The following is a 16,518-nucleotide window of genomic DNA, read 5'->3' on the forward strand; positions in this document are numbered from 1 at the left end:
GTGCAAAAATTTTAAAACTTCACATTTATTTTGATAGATAACCTAGAATACAATACAGAGCGTGAACATTTAATCATTCCAGAATACGGACGCCACCTGCAAAAAATGATTAACCATGCTAAAACCTTTGAAAGCAAAGAGGAACGTAACAAAGTGGCAAAGGCCATTATTGCGGTGATGGGTAATATGCAACCGCACTTAAGGGATGTTGCCGACTTTCAGCACAAACTTTGGGACCAACTCTTTATTATGTCTAATTTTGAGTTAGATGTAGATTCACCTTATGAAAAGCCCACCAAAGAGCTTTTTGAGGAGCGGCCAGAACCTTTAAAATATCCTCAAAACCATCCTAAATACCGTTTTTATGGAAACAACATCAAAACGATGATAGATGTGGCCAATACTTGGGAAGAAGGCGAATTAAAAGAGGCTTTGATTTATACCATTGCCAACCATATGAAAAAGTGCTTTTTAAACTGGAACAAAGACACGGTTGAGGATGATGTAATTTACGATCACCTGTTTGAGCTTTCAGGAGGAAAAATCAACTTGAAAAATTCAGAAGAAGACTTATCAGATGCATCGAGTTTAATGCGTTCTAAAAATAAATATTCAAATACAAAAAAAAGCCATCACAAAAAAGGAGGTAATCGTCAACGTAAGCGTTACTAAACAATATGGGAACATTTAGAATTGAAGGAGGCCACCGATTAAAAGGAAGTATACAGCCCCAAGGTGCAAAAAATGAAGCGCTTCAAATTTTATGCGCCGTTTTACTGACTCCAGAAAGAATTACAATCCACAACATTCCAGATATAGTTGATGTTAATAAGCTTATCGACTTATTGAAAAAACTGGGTGTAAAAATTGAAAAATTAAATAAAGGCTCTTATACATTTCAGGCTGATGATGTCAATTTGAAATATTTAGAATCCAATCAGTTTAAAATTGATGGCCGTGGTTTACGAGGCTCAATCATGATTGTAGGGCCGCTTTTGGCACGTTTTGGTAAAGGTTATATACCTAAACCGGGTGGCGATAAAATTGGTCGCCGCAGACTAGACACCCATTTTGAAGGACTAATAAAACTAGGAGCCAAATTTGGCTATAGCCGTGAAGAACAATTTTATGGGGTTGAAGCCAAAAAATTAAAAGGCACATACATGCTTCTTGAAGAAGCATCGGTAACCGGTACCGCCAACATTTTAATGGCTGCGGTTTTGGCTGAAGGTCAAACCACCATTTATAATGCGGCTTGCGAGCCCTATTTACAGCAATTGTGTAAAATGCTGAATAGAATGGGGGCGAAGATAAGTGGCGTTGGGTCTAATATGTTGATTATTGATGGTGTTGACAGCTTGGGTGGAACTGAACACACCATGCTTCCGGACATGATTGAGATTGGCAGTTGGATTGGTTTGGCAGCGATGACAAAAAGTGAACTGACTATTACTAACGTCTCTTGGGATGACTTAGGACTAATTCCTGAAACTTTCAGAAAATTGGGGATTACTGTTGAGCGCCAAGGCGACGATATCCATATTCCAGCACATACCGATGGCTACGAAATACAGAGTTTTATCGATGGTTCTATTTTAACCATTTCTGATGCCCCATGGCCTGGGTTTACGCCAGATTTATTAAGTATTATTTTGGTTGTAGCTACACAGGCTAGAGGAAGTGTTCTTGTGCATCAAAAAATGTTTGAAAGTCGTTTGTTCTTTGTGGATAAACTGATTGATATGGGGGCGAAAATTATTCTATGTGATCCGCATCGTGCCACTGTTATTGGTCATGATTACAAATCGACTTTAAAGGCAACTACTATGACATCGCCAGATATTCGTGCGGGGGTGTCCCTTTTAATTGCTGCACTTTCGGCAAAAGGCACATCAACCATTCAAAACATAGAACAGATTGATCGTGGCTATGAAAACATTGATGAACGTTTAAGGGCTATAGGAGCAAAAATTGAACGGATTTAAGCTTGTCTAGGATGATTTAAAATAAGAGTACTATCTTAATTTGACTTAAGGGCGTCGTTGTATTTTTGAAAACGTTCTGGTTTTTATGATTCAAAAAGTCCCCTAGGATTGAGATTGAAATATAGAGGTTTTGATATTTTTATATCTCAATTCTAATGTCTTCTCATGCTTTTTGAATTAAGATGCTTGAAAAAGAGGGTTTTCAATGAAGCAGTATCACAACATTGAAGTGGTTTGTTAATTATCTATTTGATATCCAGCAAATAAATTCAGTGATGTTCTTCGTTGAAAACAACACGCACTTTTACTTATTTTTATCACTTGATGTTAAATCATAAAATTGGTCATTTTTTTTCTTTAAACGTATCAAATTCAGATTTGCTATCGGCCTTTGGATAACTATTGTTAGCTGTATTGGTGTCTGCAAGCTCAAAATTAGGGTCTAAATTAATCTTTGAAACTTCTTTGCTTTTTACAAAGGTTTCTTTTATTTCATACTCGTTTCTACGCCATACTTGGGCAGATAGAGTTTCTATTTCATTGGTGCCATCCGTAAAAACCCATTCTATGGTAACGGGCATTACCAAACCACCCATGTTCCTTATGGTAAGTTCGTAAATATTTTTTCCATAAAGTTGCTTTCTAACTTCTTCGTCGTCTAAACGAGATAAAAATTGCCCATAACCTTTGTCAGGTGTATCTATTACGGTTATTATTTCTGGACCGTTAGAAAAACTATCAGTTAAGGTCTTGGTATTTTTGTCATTCGTTTGAATTTTCAATTGAGAATAGGCCTTTTTGTCTTCAATGTTAGTGTCTTTCTCAAAAATCTTAAACCATTTTACGTTACTTAACTCCATATCAACATGGTCGGTGGTGAAAAACCATCCTCTAAAAAACCAATCTAGGTCAGTAGCTGTGGCATCTTCCAAGGTTCTAAAGAAATCGGCAGGGTTAGGGTGTTTATATTTCCATCGATTGGCATATTCTCTAAAAGCCTCGTCAAACAGTTCTTTTCCAATAATGGAATTGCGGAGCATTTGAAAGCCAACAGTAGGCTTTGCGTAAAAATTCATTCCAAATTGGTTAAGCAGTTCATTGTCTGAAACGGTCATAATGGGGCGCAGAATACTTTTGTCTCCGCTCATAAATGGAACAATGGTTTTAGGAGAATAGCTATTAAAATTAGGGTAGCGTTCGGCAATAGTTCTTTGGTGCAAAAAGGTGTTGAGGCCTTCATCCATCCACATCCACTTGCGCTCGTCTGAACTTACAATCATAGGGAACCAATTGTGTCCCACTTCGTGTATAATGGTGCTAATCATACCTTGTTTTGCCGCATCACTAATTTTACCGTTTATGGGTCTGCCACCATTAAAGCTAATCATGGGGAATTCTATTCCAACATTCGATGTATTAACCGAAATACATACTGGATAAGGGTAGTCAAAAGTGGCTTCAGAGTAAACTTCTAATGCATGCTTTATGGCTTTTGTAGATTCTTGCTGCCAAACGGGTAAACCTTCCTTTGGATAGAATGACATAGCCATAACTGCATTGGTAGGAAGTTTTACAGCTTGGGCATCCCATAAGAATTTTCTGGAAGATGCAAATGCAAAATCTCGAACATTTTCAGCTTTAAATTTCCAGGTTTTTTGTTTTGACGTTTTTTGGTTTTCATTGGCAATGGCTTCTTCTTTTGTGACAATCATCACAGGTTTATCAAAGGATGCTCTTGCCAATTTCAACCGCTTTTGTTGAGCTTTTGTTAATACAGATTCGCTGTTTTGAAGCGCTCCGGTAGATGCGACGATGTGGTCTTCAGGAACCGTGATTTCCACTTCGTAATCACCAAATTCAAGTGCAAATTCGCCCAATCTTTGGAACTGCTGGTTTTGCCAGCCTTCGGTATCGTTGTAAACGGCCATTCTGGGAAACCAGTGCGCTATTAAGTAAACGGTATTGTCGTCTTCCGGAAAATATTCATAACCTTCCCTAGATAACAAAAATAAGCTTCTATCGGTAATGGGATATGACCATGAAATAGATAAAACAGTCGATTTTCCAGATTTTAGCGGTTCGTTTAGTTTTACTTTCATCATGGTATTGTTTACCATGGTTTTTAAGTTGTTCGCATTGCTGTCTTTTACATATTTAATTGAATAGCCAGCTGGGAAATCAAGAGCTCTGGTAAGAAACTGCATTTTTCTTGTGGTCATGCCGTTTTTTATACTGTTGCTAATGTCACCGAAATCTTCATTGCCTTTTTCGTTGACGTTTTGTTCGAGCTGCAACCAAACATAGCTTAAGTTGTCTGGTGAATTATTGTAATAGGTAATCGTTTCTTCACCTGTAATGGTGTTATTGTTTTCGTTTAAAGTCGCTTTTATTTTATAATCTGCACGTTGCTGCCAATAATCTTTTCCAGGAGCACCACTAGCCGTCCTATAGGTATTAGGTGGGGCAATTAAACGGTCGATGGGTTCAAATTTACCCTGCCATGGCTCGTTCTGTGCACTCAGATAAGAAAAAGAAAATGCAAACACGACCACACACTGAAGTATTCGTATCATTATTATTTATTTGAATTAGTCAACTACAATATAGGAAATATTAAAGGACTTTATGAAAAAATAACATTTAGGTTAAGTCATGTTGATGATTACTTAAAAAACTTATAAAACCATTCGTTTTAGTTGCTTTAAGGATATGCGTTCTTTACATTTGCACCTTTAAGAATGAATCTTATTCTTCTTTTTTGAAGGATAAAAATTATGATAAAATGAGCGATAAAAAGGAAAAACCAGTAACTTTTGATGTACTGATAGAAATACCAAAAGGAAGTAGAAACAAATATGAGTATGATTTTACCTTGCACAAAATCAGGTTTGATCGTATGTTGTTTTCGTCAATGATGTATCCTGGGGATTATGGTTTTATTCCAGAAACATTGGCTTTAGACCAAGATCCATTGGATGTTTTGGTTTTGGGTCACCAGCCAACATACCCTATGGTGGTTATGGAGGTAAGACCGATAGGCGTGTTTTACATGACCGACGAAAAAGGCCCAGATGAAAAAGTAATATGTGTACCTGTTTCTGACCCAATTTGGAGTAAGAAAGGTGATATCATGGATTTAAACCCGCACAGATTAAAGGAAATTGAGCATTTTTTTCAAGTTTACAAAGATTTAGAAAAGAAAAAAGTAGATACAGGAGGTTGGGGTAATGCAGAAGCTGCCGTTAAAATTTATCACGAATGTGTAAAGCGCTATGAAGAAAGCGAACATAAGAAAAAAAGGACCTTTACTATCTAGATTATCATATTCATAAAAAATTAAAATTATATTAAGCCATCTTAAATTTAAGATGGCTTTTTTTATCACTTATATTTTTCTATTTTTAGCCCCATTAAAAATATAAACCAACTAATGTAATATGGAATTAATAGTAAAGTTTTTACCGCTATTTGGTGTTTTGGCACTGGCGTTTGTTTTAATTAAAAGTTCATGGGTCTCTAAGCAGGACCAAGGCGACGAAAAAATGATAAGAATCGCTAAAAATATTGCTGATGGTGCAATGTCATTTTTAAAGGCAGAGTACAAAATATTATCAATCTTTGTTATAGCAGTTGCCATCTTGTTATTTTTTAAAGGCAACTCTGAGGAAGGGTCTAATGGAATGGTGGCTATATCTTTTGTTGTTGGGGCTATTTGTTCTGCTTTGGCTGGCTTTATAGGAATGAAAGTAGCCACAAAAGCTAATGTGCGCACGACAAGTGCTGCAAGAACATCTCTAGGAAAAGCTTTAGAAGTGGCTTTCGCAGGAGGGGCTGTAATGGGCTTGGGTGTTGTTGGTCTTGGCGTGCTTGGCTTAAGTGGATTGTTTATGATTTATAGCGAAATGGGATGGGGCATTAACGAAGTGCTTAATGTGCTTTCTGGTTTTTCTCTTGGAGCATCATCCATTGCATTGTTTGCACGTGTTGGTGGTGGTATTTATACGAAAGCTGCAGATGTGGGAGCCGATTTGGTTGGTAAAGTTGAAGCAGGAATTCCTGAAGATCACCCTTTAAACCCGGCAACTATTGCCGATAACGTAGGTGATAACGTAGGAGATGTTGCAGGTATGGGAGCCGATTTATTTGAATCTTATGTAGGCTCTATAATCGGAACAATGGTATTGGGAGCGTTGATTGCTACGGAAGATTTTAATGGTCTTGGAGCAGTTTATTTACCGTTGGTATTGGCTGCTGTAGGAATTATTATGTCTATTATCGGAACCTTTTTCGTAAAAGTGAAAGATGGTGGTTCCCCACACAGAGCATTGAATATTGGAGAATTTGGATCAGCAGCCTTAATGGTTGTAGCGTCTTATTTTATTATTAATGAATTTATTCCAGAAAGTTACACATTTAAAGGTGTTGAGTATGGAGCTATGGGCGTATTTTGGGCTACGATTGCAGGGTTAATAGCTGGTTTGCTGGTAGGTAAAGTTACTGAGTATTATACAGGCACAGGAACTAAGCCGGTAAATGCTATTGTAAGACAATCTGAAACTGGTGCAGCAACCAATATTATTGCTGGATTAGGAACAGGAATGATGTCTACCATGATTCCCATCTTATTAATTGCAGCCGCTATTTTGGTATCACATCATTTTGCAGGTTTATATGGTATTGCAATTGCAGCCGTAGGGATGTTAGCTAATACAGGAATACAATTGGCTGTTGATGCTTATGGACCAATTTCAGATAATGCTGGAGGTATTGCTGAAATGGCAGAATTGCCAAGTGAGGTACGTGAGCGCACCGATAAATTGGATGCCGTTGGTAATACAACTGCAGCTATTGGAAAAGGTTTTGCCATTGCATCTGCTGCTTTAACAGCTTTAGCCTTGTTTGCAGCATTTATGGAAACTGCCGGTGTAGAAACTATTGATGTGTCGCGGCCCGATATTATGGCTGGATTACTAGTAGGAGGAATGTTGCCTTTTGTATTTTCGGCGTTATCAATGAATGCAGTTGGTCGTGCAGCAATGGCTATGATTGAAGAAGTGCGTCGTCAGTTTAGAGATATCCCACAGTTAAAAGCCGCTTTAGAGGTGATGCGTAAGTATGACTCAGATATGACGAAGGCTTCAGAAGCCGATAGAAAAATATTTGACGCAGCTGACGGAGTAGCTGAGTATGATAAATGTGTTGCCATTTCAACTCAAGCATCAATTAAGGAAATGGTATTGCCAGGGTTGTTGGCCATCGCCGTTCCTGTGGCTGTTGGTTTTATTGGTGGTGCAGAAATGTTAGGAGGTTTGCTTGCAGGTGTAACCACTTGTGGTGTACTTATGGCTATTTTTCAATCTAATGCAGGAGGAGCGTGGGATAATGCGAAAAAAACAATAGAAGAGCAAGGTAGAAAAGGAACTGAGGCGCATAAAGCTGCTGTGGTTGGAGATACTGTTGGAGATCCGTTTAAAGATACTTCAGGACCTTCATTAAATATATTGTTAAAGTTAATGTCTGTTGTGGCATTGGTTATTGCACCAAGTATTGCTTTATCATCGGATGTTGTAACAGCTTATGTTTCTGAGGATGTTCAATTGGAACAGATTGAAGTTACGAAAGAAGTTGAAGTGAAAATGAATAAAAATGAAGACGGAACTGTTAAAGCTGTGGTTACTACCACAACTACAAAAAACGGTGAGGAATCAGTAGTATATGAAACGTTTGAAGGTTTAGAAGAGGAGGTGAAAACTAAAATTGAAGCTCTTAATAGTGACGAACTAAGTGAAGTAAAAGTTCAAAAAGTTCTAAAGAAAGCTCAAGAAAACACCAGTTTCACAAATTAATTTTTGTTATAATTTACCTTGTCAACTAAATTTGTAGGATGACACTGAAAATAAAAAAAGGCTATCACATTTAGAGTGATAGCCTTTTTTATGAACAAAACTTATATTATAATTAAATCTTTGCAGATTTAACAGTTTTAATAATTCTAGCGGCGATTTTGTATGGGTCACCGTTTGAAGCTGGACGTCTATCTTCCAACCATCCTTTGTAGCCTCTTTCTACAGTTGCAATTGGAATACGGATTGAAGCTCCACGGTCAGATACACCATAAGAGAACGCATCGATAGATTGTGTTTCGTGATCACCAGTTAATCGTTGATCGTTAAACTCACCGTAAACTTCAATGTGCTCTTTTACAACAGGGCGGAATGCTTCACAAACTTTTTCGTAAGTCGCTTTATCTCCACAAGTTCTCAACAATGTGTTAGAGAAGTTGGCGTGCATACCAGAACCATTCCAATCCAAATCTCTACCTAATGGTTTTGGATGGTACTCAATGTAGTAACCATATTTTTCAGTTAATCGGTCTAGTAAATATCTAGAAATCCAGATTTCATCACCTGCTTGTTTTGCGCCTTTGGCAAATAATTGGTATTCCCATTGTCCGCAAGCTACCTCTTGGTTAATACCTTCAAAGTTTAATCCGGTATCAATGCATAAATCAGCATGTTCTTCAACTAAATCACGTCCGTGAGTGTTTAAACCACCAACAGAACAGTAGTACATACCTTGTGGTGCAGGGTATCCTCCTCTAGGGAAACCTAAAGGTAATTCCGTTTTAGTATCCATTATAAAATACTCTTGCTCAAAACCAAACCAGAAATCATCATCTTCATCATCAATAGTAGCTCTACCGTTAGATTCATGCGGCGTTCCGTCAGGATTCATAACTTCTGTCATTACTAGATATCCATTAACACGCTCTGGGTCAGGATAAATAGCAACTGGTTTTAAGACACAATCTGAAGAACCTCCAATGGCCTGCCTTGTAGAAGACCCGTCGAACGACCAGTTTCCTATTTCTTCAAGAGTTCCCTTGAAATCTTCATGATCTTCTACTTTAGTTTTACTCCTCATATTTTGGGTAGGGAAATATCCGTCTAACCAAATATATTCTAACTTGATTTTTGCCATAATAAATATTTATTTTTAAGAATGAAATAATAATTTTTGCGAAACAAATATATAATTTATCAGATGCACTATGAATTTTATAGGGGTGTTTTAATTAATTGGTGAGTTATTTTTATTTATACCCTATTTTTTTAAGGATTATTTTAAAAAAAGATGATTATTTTATTTAAATATTGAAAAAATGTTAACAACAATTTTCAAAAGTTAGTGGTATTATTACTCCTGCTGTTTTATTTTTGCTTAATAATTCATTTTGAATCATTTAATTAAAAATATAGAATGTCAACATTAAGATTTCACGCTTTAAAAGAATCTTTTGCCCATAAACCTGTGGTGTTTATTGAAAAAGAACGTCGGTCCGAACTATTTGGCAAAAATGTTTTTAATGAACGGACTATGCGCCAATACCTTACTAGAGATGCTTTTGAGGGTGTTACGAATGCCGTAAGCTTCGGCAAAAAGATTAATAGAAGTATAGCCAATCAAGTGGCGTCTTCAATGAAAGATTGGGCACTTTCCAAAGGGGTGACGCATTACACGCATTGGTTTCAGCCTCTAACTGGAGCAACTGCCGAGAAACACGATGCTTTTTTCGAAACTACTGGAGATGGCCTTGCCATTGAGAAATTTGGAGGCGGACAATTGGTTCAGCAGGAGCCCGATGCTTCTAGTTTCCCAAGTGGAGGTATCCGTAATACTTTTGAGGCAAGGGGTTATACTGCTTGGGATCCTACGTCGCCGGCATTTATTTATGGAACCACGCTTTGTATTCCAACCATATTTGTGGCTTATACTGGGGAAGCCCTAGATTATAAAACGCCATTACTAAGGGCGTTACAAGCGGTTGATGTTGCCGCAACAGATGTGTGTAAATATTTCGATAAAAACGTGAAAAAAGTAAGCTCATCTTTGGGGTGGGAGCAAGAGTATTTTTTAATTGACAAAATGTTGGCAACAAGCCGTCCTGATATCAATTTAACCGGAAGAACTTTATTGGGGCATTCAGCCGCTAAAGGCCAACAATTGGACGATCACTACTTTGGGTCAATCCCAAGAAGGGCCCTAAATTTTATGCGTGATTTAGAAAACGATTGTATGCTTTTGGGCATTCCAGTTAAAACCCGGCATAATGAGGTGGCTCCTAATCAATTTGAGCTAGCGCCCATTTTTGAGGAAGCCAACCTGGCTGTAGATCATAATTCTTTACTCATGGACATTATGGGGCGTGTCGCCTCGCGTCATAATTTTAAGGTGCTATTGCACGAAAAACCGTTTGCAGGCATCAATGGTTCGGGTAAGCATAATAACTGGTCGCTTTCTACTGATACGGGTGTCAATTTATTAGCTCCAGGTAAAACACCTATGAGTAACCTACAGTTTTTAACCTTTTTTATCAATACCATTAAGGCCGTTTATAAGCACGAAGCACTTTTACGTGCGGCCGTGGCATCTGCAAGTAATGACCATAGGTTAGGTGCAAACGAAGCACCACCGGCTATAATGTCGGTATTTATTGGTGAACAGCTAACTAAGGTTTTGGAGGAGCTTGAAGGCGTGACAAAAGGAAAGTTGTCGCCAAAAGAAAAAACAGAACTTAAACTTAATGTGGTTGGGAAAATACCCGACGTTCTGCTTGATAATACGGATAGAAACAGAACCTCGCCATTTGCATTTACAGGTAACAAGTTTGAGTTTAGAGCGGTAGGTTCAACAGCTAATTGTGGTGACCCGATGACTGTTTTAAATACGATTGTAGCCAAGCAATTAACTGACTTTAAAGTTGAAGTTGATGCGCTTATTGATAAAAAAGGACTAAAAAAAGATGAAGCCGTTTTCAATGTTCTGAGAGAATATATAAAATCCACAAAAGCCATTCTGTTTGAAGGTAACGGGTACGGAAAGGAATGGGAGAAGGAAGCAAAAAAACGCGGACTTAGTAACAATAAGACCACGCCTGAAGCCCTTAAAGCCAAAATTTCTGAGCAAACTATTAAATTGTTTGAGGAAATGAAGGTAATGAGTAAAATTGAAACCGAGGCACGTTATGAAATTGAAATCGAAGCGTATATAAAGCATATTCAAATTGAAAGTAGGGTTTTGGGTGATATTGCAAGAAATCATATTGTTCCAACCGCGGTAAAATATCAAAACATATTGATTGAAAACGTAAGGGGGCTAAAAAGTATTTTCGATAAGAAGTTTGATACGGTTTCAAAAGAACAGGTGAAATTGATTGAAGAGATTTCAAATCACATTGAAGGAATCAATACCCAGGTAACAAAAATGATTGATGAACGTAGAAAAGCCAACGCTATTCTCGATGACGAGAAAAGAGCTTTTGCCTATTGTAACAAGGTGAAAGCCTTGTTTGAAGATATACGATATCACTGCGATAAATTGGAACTTTTGGTAGACGACGAACTTTGGCCTTTGGCTAAGTACCGAGAACTACTATTTACGAGATAAGTTTTTAATCACTCAAAAAAAATCCTGCCCTAAAAAAGCAGGATTTTTTCATTCAAAAAACTACCTTTGCACCACAATACAAAGTTATGAGTCAAGAGGTTTCAAAACGTTACGCGCAACGCGGAGTATCAGCATCAAAAGAAGATGTTCACAGTGCGATTAAAAATATAGATAAAGGTTTATTTCCAAAGGCATTTTGTAAAATAGTGCCAGATTATCTAACAAATGATGATGATTATTGCTTGATTATGCATGCCGATGGTGCAGGAACCAAATCTTCTTTGGCCTATATGTATTGGAAGGAAACTGGCGATGTGTCAGTTTGGAAAGGTATTGCGCAAGATGCATTGATAATGAATATTGACGACTTACTTTGTGTGGGGGCAACAGATAATATCATGCTGTCTTCAACCATTGGGAGAAATAAAAACCTTATTCCCGGTGAAGTTATTTCGGCTATTATAAACGGTACCGAAGAGTTGATTTCAGAACTAAAAAGCTTCGGTGTAACCATACATTCCACTGGAGGCGAAACGGCTGATGTAGGTGATTTGGTTAGAACTATAATAGTGGATTCTACCGTTACCGCGCGAATGAAACGGAGCAATGTTATAGATAATGCCAATATAAAGCCAGGCGATGTTATTGTTGGTCTTGAAAGTTTTGGGCAGGCTAACTATGAAAAAGAATATAATGGCGGTATGGGCAGCAATGGGCTTACCTCTGCTCGACACGATGTTTTCAGTAAATATTTAGCAGAAAGATATCCAGAAAGTTTTGACGCAGCTGTACCTGAGAATTTAGTGTATTCGGGAGCTGTAAAATTAACCGATGCTGTTGAGGATTCACCTATTGATGCAGGAAAACTGGTATTGTCACCAACAAGGACTTATGCACCAATCATAAAAAAAATATTATCGGAATTTAATAGTGATACCATTCACGGTATGGTGCATTGTTCTGGAGGGGCTCAAACTAAAATCCTTCATTTTGTTGACGAACTTCATATAATAAAGGACAATATGTTTCCTGTTCCGCCATTGTTTAAATTGATACAGGAACAATCAAAAACCGACTGGAAAGAGATGTATCAAGTCTTTAACTGTGGCCATAGAATGGAACTTTATGTGACACCCAAAATAGCTGAAGAGATTATAGAAATTTCTAAGTCCTTTAATGTAGATGCAAAAATTATTGGTAAGGTAGAAGCATCAAAATCCAAAAAGCTTACAATAAAATCTGAGTTTGGAGAGTTTAACTATTAATTATTCTTATTTTTTATAAAATGGAATGGTTGTTGATGAGAATGTAAACTTTTAAAACGAACCAACAAATCATGAAATATACGCTATTAGCATTAGTGTGCTTTAGTTTTCATTTTGCTTTTGCTCAACCCGATTCTTTATTTATTAAAAAAGTTGAAGAAAAATATTCTGGCCCACAATGGGTTCAAGAGAATAAAGCTTCTTTAGATTTAAGCGAAGTTGCTTTTTTTAACTGGAATTCTGGTGGTACCAATTCTATTTCTGGGCTATTAGGTTTTGTCTCTTCGGCCAATTACTCCGATAAGTTTTTTGCTTGGCGAAATGAAGCTAGAATTCAATATGGAATTAATAAACAGGAGGCGAGAGAGCTTAGAAAAACTGATGATCTGTTCGAAATAAATTCTAATCTAGGTTATAGGCCTGATACCAAATCCAATTGGTTTTATTCTGCAAGGCTTAATTTTAGGACACAATTGACAAATGGTTACAAATACCCAAATACTGATGAACCTATATCTAGGTTGATGGCTCCCGGGTATCTCTTTTTTGGTGGGGGTATGGAATACGGAAAGCATATAGAGAAGGTGTCCTTGTATTTTTCACCATTAACCTTAAAAGCCACATTTGTTTTGGATGAAGATTTGGCCAATGCAGGTTCCTTTGGGGTGACGCCAGCCGTTTTAGATGCTGAGGGAAATGTAATTGTTCCCGGTGATCGTATAAGGCGGGAAGTAGGGATTTTGCTCACCAATAGTTATGAAATGGAGGTGATTGAAAATATTACCGTAAAAAACCAAATGAGCCTTTATTCAGATTATGTTAATAATTTTGGAAATGTTGATATTGACTGGCGTTTGGATTTCGATTTTAAAGTCAATCAATTTGTAAGGGCTACTTTGGGGTCGCATCTTAGGTACGATGACGATATAAAAACCCAAGTACCATCGCAAACCGAAGAAGGTGAGTTTGATGAAGCTGGTGCCAAAGTACAGTGGAAACAGTTTTTAGGCGTTGGTTTTGCTGTAGATTTTTGAAATTATTTTTCAAATTAATTTGAAAAATTTGTTAACTTTTTAATGTTGATAAATTTTTAAAACACTGTAAATCAGTTGGTTTTTGGTTTTTAGTTGAAAACTTTATGATTTTTGTCATGTTTTAAATTGTATATTTATGGTTAATTTATAACCTTAATTAATCTAAAAATATATAGTTTACTAATGAAAGCAGAACTTGCCAAAACTTCACTTAAAATTTTCACACAAGAAGAAGCGTTTAACGCTAGTCTGGAATATTTTAATAATGATGATTTAGCGGCGCGTGTTTGGTTAAACAAATATGCACTTAAAGATTCAGAAGGAAATATTTATGAGCTTACCCCTAACGATATGCACAGACGTATCGCTAAAGAAATTGCGCGTGTTGAGACTAAATACGCCAATCCGCTATCTGAGGATGATGTGTTCAATCTAATTAAAGATTTTAAATACATTGTGCCACAGGGCAGTCCAATGGCAGGAATTGGTAATCCGTTTCAAATTGCTTCCCTTTCAAACTGTTTTGTAATTGGCAACGCCGGAGATTCAGATTCTTACGGTGGCATCATGAAAATTGACCAAGAGCAAGTTCAGCTTATGAAACGCCGTGGGGGTGTAGGGCACGATTTGTCGCATATTCGTCCAAAAGGTTCTGCTGTAAAAAATTCAGCTTTAACATCAACGGGGATTGTACCCTTTATGGAGCGCTATTCAAATTCAACGCGCGAGGTGGCACAAGATGGAAGACGTGGTGCATTAATGCTTTCGGTTTCAATTAATCATCCAGATTCTGAAGATTTTATCAATGCCAAATTAGAACAAGGAAAAGTAACTGGAGCCAACGTTTCTGTTAGGATTGATGACCATTTTATGAAAGCTGTTAAAGACGGTGGTGAGTATGTACAAAAATATCCTGTGTTTAGTGATAATCCGAAAGTTTCAAAAAGTGTCGATGCCACATCACTTTGGAAAAAAATAGTGCATAATGCATGGAAGTCAGCCGAACCCGGTATTTTGTTTTGGGATACCATAATCAATGAGTCGGTTCCAGATTGCTATGCAGATTTAGGTTATAAAACAGTGTCAACCAATCCATGTGGTGAAATACCCTTATGTCCATACGACTCTTGTAGGCTTTTGGCCATCAACTTGTTTTCTTATGTAGAAAACCCGTTTACCGAAAAGGCTGCCTTTAATTTCGAACTGTTTAAAAAACATGTGGCTGCAGCACAACGTATTATGGACGATATTATCGATTTGGAATTAGAAAAAATTGATAAAATCCTAAAAAAGATTGATGAAGACCCTGAATTGGATGAAGTTAAATCGACCGAACGTAATTTGTGGTTAAATATTCAAAAAAAGGCTCAAGAAGGACGTAGAACGGGAGTTGGCATAACGGGTGAAGGCGATATGTTGGCCGCGCTTGGTATTCAGTATGGAAGTAAAGCAGGTAATGCGTTTTCTTTGGAAGTTCATAAAACTATTGCTATCGAAGCTTATCGTGCTTCTATACATTTAGCAAAAGAGCGTGGCCCATTTACGATTTTTGATACGAAACGCGAAAAGGACAATCCGTTTATTAATAGGTTAAAAGATGCCGATAGCCAGTTGTATTACGAAATGATGGAATATGGTCGTAGAAATATTGCGCTACTAACCATCGCGCCAACAGGGACTACAAGTTTGATGACACAAACGACATCGGGAATTGAGCCTGTTTTTATGCCCGTTTATAAGCGAAGAAGAAAAGTAAATCCTAACGACAAAGATGTACGTGTAGATTTTATTGATGAGGTAGGAGATTCTTGGGAAGAATATGTGGTATTCCATCACCGATTTAAACAGTGGATGGAAGTAAACAACATTGATACCTCCAAAAATTATTCGCAGGAAGATATTAATGCGCTGATAAAAAAATCGCCATATTATAAAGCAACATCCAACGATGTGGATTGGTTGAGTAAGGTAAGTATGCAAGGAGCCATCCAAAAGTGGGTGGATCATTCCATTAGTGTTACCATCAATTTGCCAAACGATGTTTCGGAAGATTTGGTTGGTGAATTGTACCTAAAGGCTTGGGAAGTAGGTTGTAAAGGTGTAACGGTTTATAGAGATGGATCAAGGTCAGGGGTTTTGATTTCCAATGATGATAAAAAGGAAGAAACATCTGAAGATACATTGACAACTTTCCCAACAAAGCGTCCTCAAGTGTTAGAGGCTGATGTGGTTCGTTTTCAAAATAACAAAGAAAAATGGATTGCTTTTATTGGTTTGATAGATGATAAACCCTATGAAATATTTACAGGTTTGGCTGATGATGAAGATGGTATTTTAATTCCGCGTTGGGCGAATAACGGACTCATTATAAAACATCGAAATGAAGATGGTACCAAACGTTACGATTTTCAATATGAGAACAAAAGAGGTTATAAAACCACTATTGAAGGACTGTCCCATAAGTTCAATCCAGAATTTTGGAATTACGCTAAGTTGATTTCAAGTACGTTGCGACACGGAATGCCTATTGATAAAATTGTTGATTTAATAAACAGTTTGCAGCTCGACAGCGAATCTATTAATACATGGAAGAATGGTGTAGTTCGTGCCTTAAAACGTTATGTTGAAGACGGTACTCAAGCCAAAGGTCAGAGGTGCGAAAATTGCAAATCTGAAAATTTAATTTATCAGGAAGGTTGCTTAACCTGTAAGGATTGCGGGTCTTCTAAATGTGGATAAACTACAGTTAAATCCAGCATAAAAAAGGAAGCCCAAAAGGCTTCTTTT

At 37.3% G+C, this 16,518-nt stretch carries 10 protein-coding genes; 8 read left to right on the forward strand and 2 right to left on the reverse strand.

Features of this window, described 5'->3' with window-relative positions:
- The first annotated feature begins 30 nt into the window (after nt 1–30).
- A complete protein-coding gene (locus ACIEHO_RS14260; RefSeq protein WP_406972897.1) occupies nt 31–672 on the forward strand; it encodes a DUF4290 domain-containing protein in 642 nt (213 codons plus the stop codon).
- A 5-nt stretch (nt 673–677) separates the two neighbouring features.
- Nucleotides 678–1,985: a UDP-N-acetylglucosamine 1-carboxyvinyltransferase gene (gene murA / locus ACIEHO_RS14265; protein WP_406972899.1), complete on the forward strand. Its 1,308-nt coding sequence runs from the start codon at nt 678–680 to the stop codon at nt 1,983–1,985.
- 344 nt (nt 1,986–2,329) lie between these two features.
- Here the strand turns inward: murA and ACIEHO_RS14270 are convergent, their stop codons facing one another.
- Complete coding sequence (locus ACIEHO_RS14270) at nt 2,330–4,558, reverse strand: M1 family metallopeptidase (RefSeq protein ID WP_406972901.1); 2,229 nt, start codon at nt 4,556–4,558, stop codon at nt 2,330–2,332.
- A 209-nt stretch (nt 4,559–4,767) separates the two neighbouring features.
- On the opposite strand from ACIEHO_RS14270, the gene ACIEHO_RS14275 reads away from it, so the two are divergent.
- Nucleotides 4,768–5,301 (forward strand): inorganic diphosphatase, encoded by a 534-nt coding sequence (locus tag ACIEHO_RS14275; protein WP_406972903.1) that lies wholly within the window; start codon nt 4,768–4,770, stop codon nt 5,299–5,301.
- 121 nt (nt 5,302–5,422) lie between these two features.
- The gene (locus tag ACIEHO_RS14280; protein ID WP_406972905.1) at nt 5,423–7,831 is read left to right on the forward strand and encodes a sodium-translocating pyrophosphatase; all 2,409 of its coding nucleotides are present in this window, start codon (nt 5,423–5,425) and stop codon (nt 7,829–7,831) included.
- Nucleotides 7,832–7,943: 112 nt separating this feature from the next.
- On the opposite strand, the gene ACIEHO_RS14285 is transcribed toward ACIEHO_RS14280, so the two are convergent.
- On the reverse strand, nt 7,944–8,966 hold the full coding sequence (locus tag ACIEHO_RS14285; RefSeq protein ID WP_406972907.1) for a glutamine synthetase beta-grasp domain-containing protein: 1,023 nt from the start codon (nt 8,964–8,966) through the stop codon (nt 7,944–7,946).
- Between the two features lie 279 nt (nt 8,967–9,245).
- On the opposite strand from ACIEHO_RS14285, the gene ACIEHO_RS14290 reads away from it, so the two are divergent.
- The 4 genes from ACIEHO_RS14290 (at nt 9,246) to ACIEHO_RS14305 (ending at nt 16,470) form a co-directional block, all read left to right on the forward strand.
- The gene (locus ACIEHO_RS14290) at nt 9,246–11,432 is read left to right on the forward strand and encodes a glutamine synthetase III family protein (RefSeq protein ID WP_406972909.1); all 2,187 of its coding nucleotides are present in this window, start codon (nt 9,246–9,248) and stop codon (nt 11,430–11,432) included.
- Nucleotides 11,433–11,518: 86 nt separating this feature from the next.
- Nucleotides 11,519–12,697, forward strand: coding sequence for an AIR synthase related protein (locus ACIEHO_RS14295; RefSeq protein WP_406972911.1), 1,179 nt, complete (start codon nt 11,519–11,521; stop codon nt 12,695–12,697).
- Nucleotides 12,698–12,768: 71 nt separating this feature from the next.
- Complete coding sequence (locus tag ACIEHO_RS14300) at nt 12,769–13,731, forward strand: DUF3078 domain-containing protein (RefSeq protein ID WP_406972913.1); 963 nt, start codon at nt 12,769–12,771, stop codon at nt 13,729–13,731.
- A gap of 183 nt (nt 13,732–13,914) precedes the next feature.
- Nucleotides 13,915–16,470 carry an adenosylcobalamin-dependent ribonucleoside-diphosphate reductase gene (locus ACIEHO_RS14305; protein WP_406972915.1) on the forward strand — a complete coding sequence of 852 codons (2,556 nt, stop codon included), beginning with the start codon at nt 13,915–13,917 and terminating at the stop codon, nt 16,468–16,470.
- Nucleotides 16,471–16,518: the final 48 nt, after the last annotated feature.

The organism is Flavisericum labens (assembly GCF_045446075.1).
In the GTDB taxonomy this organism is placed as follows: domain Bacteria; phylum Bacteroidota; class Bacteroidia; order Flavobacteriales; family Flavobacteriaceae; genus Flavisericum; species Flavisericum labens.

Excerpts from the sequence above, each read along its gene's own strand:
- murA (WP_406972899.1), top strand. The coding sequence starts at position 678 with ATGGGAACATTTAGAATTGAAGGAGGCCACCGATTAAAAGGAAGTATA.
- ACIEHO_RS14270 (WP_406972901.1), bottom strand. The coding sequence starts at position 4,558 with ATGATACGAATACTTCAGTGTGTGGTCGTGTTTGCATTTTCTTTTTCT.
- ACIEHO_RS14275 (WP_406972903.1), top strand. The coding sequence starts at position 4,768 with ATGAGCGATAAAAAGGAAAAACCAGTAACTTTTGATGTACTGATAGAA.
- ACIEHO_RS14280 (WP_406972905.1), top strand. The coding sequence starts at position 5,423 with ATGGAATTAATAGTAAAGTTTTTACCGCTATTTGGTGTTTTGGCACTG.
- ACIEHO_RS14285 (WP_406972907.1), bottom strand. The coding sequence starts at position 8,966 with ATGGCAAAAATCAAGTTAGAATATATTTGGTTAGACGGATATTTCCCT.
- ACIEHO_RS14290 (WP_406972909.1), top strand. The coding sequence starts at position 9,246 with ATGTCAACATTAAGATTTCACGCTTTAAAAGAATCTTTTGCCCATAAA.
- ACIEHO_RS14295 (WP_406972911.1), top strand. The coding sequence starts at position 11,519 with ATGAGTCAAGAGGTTTCAAAACGTTACGCGCAACGCGGAGTATCAGCA.
- ACIEHO_RS14300 (WP_406972913.1), top strand. The coding sequence starts at position 12,769 with ATGAAATATACGCTATTAGCATTAGTGTGCTTTAGTTTTCATTTTGCT.
- ACIEHO_RS14305 (WP_406972915.1), top strand. The coding sequence starts at position 13,915 with ATGAAAGCAGAACTTGCCAAAACTTCACTTAAAATTTTCACACAAGAA.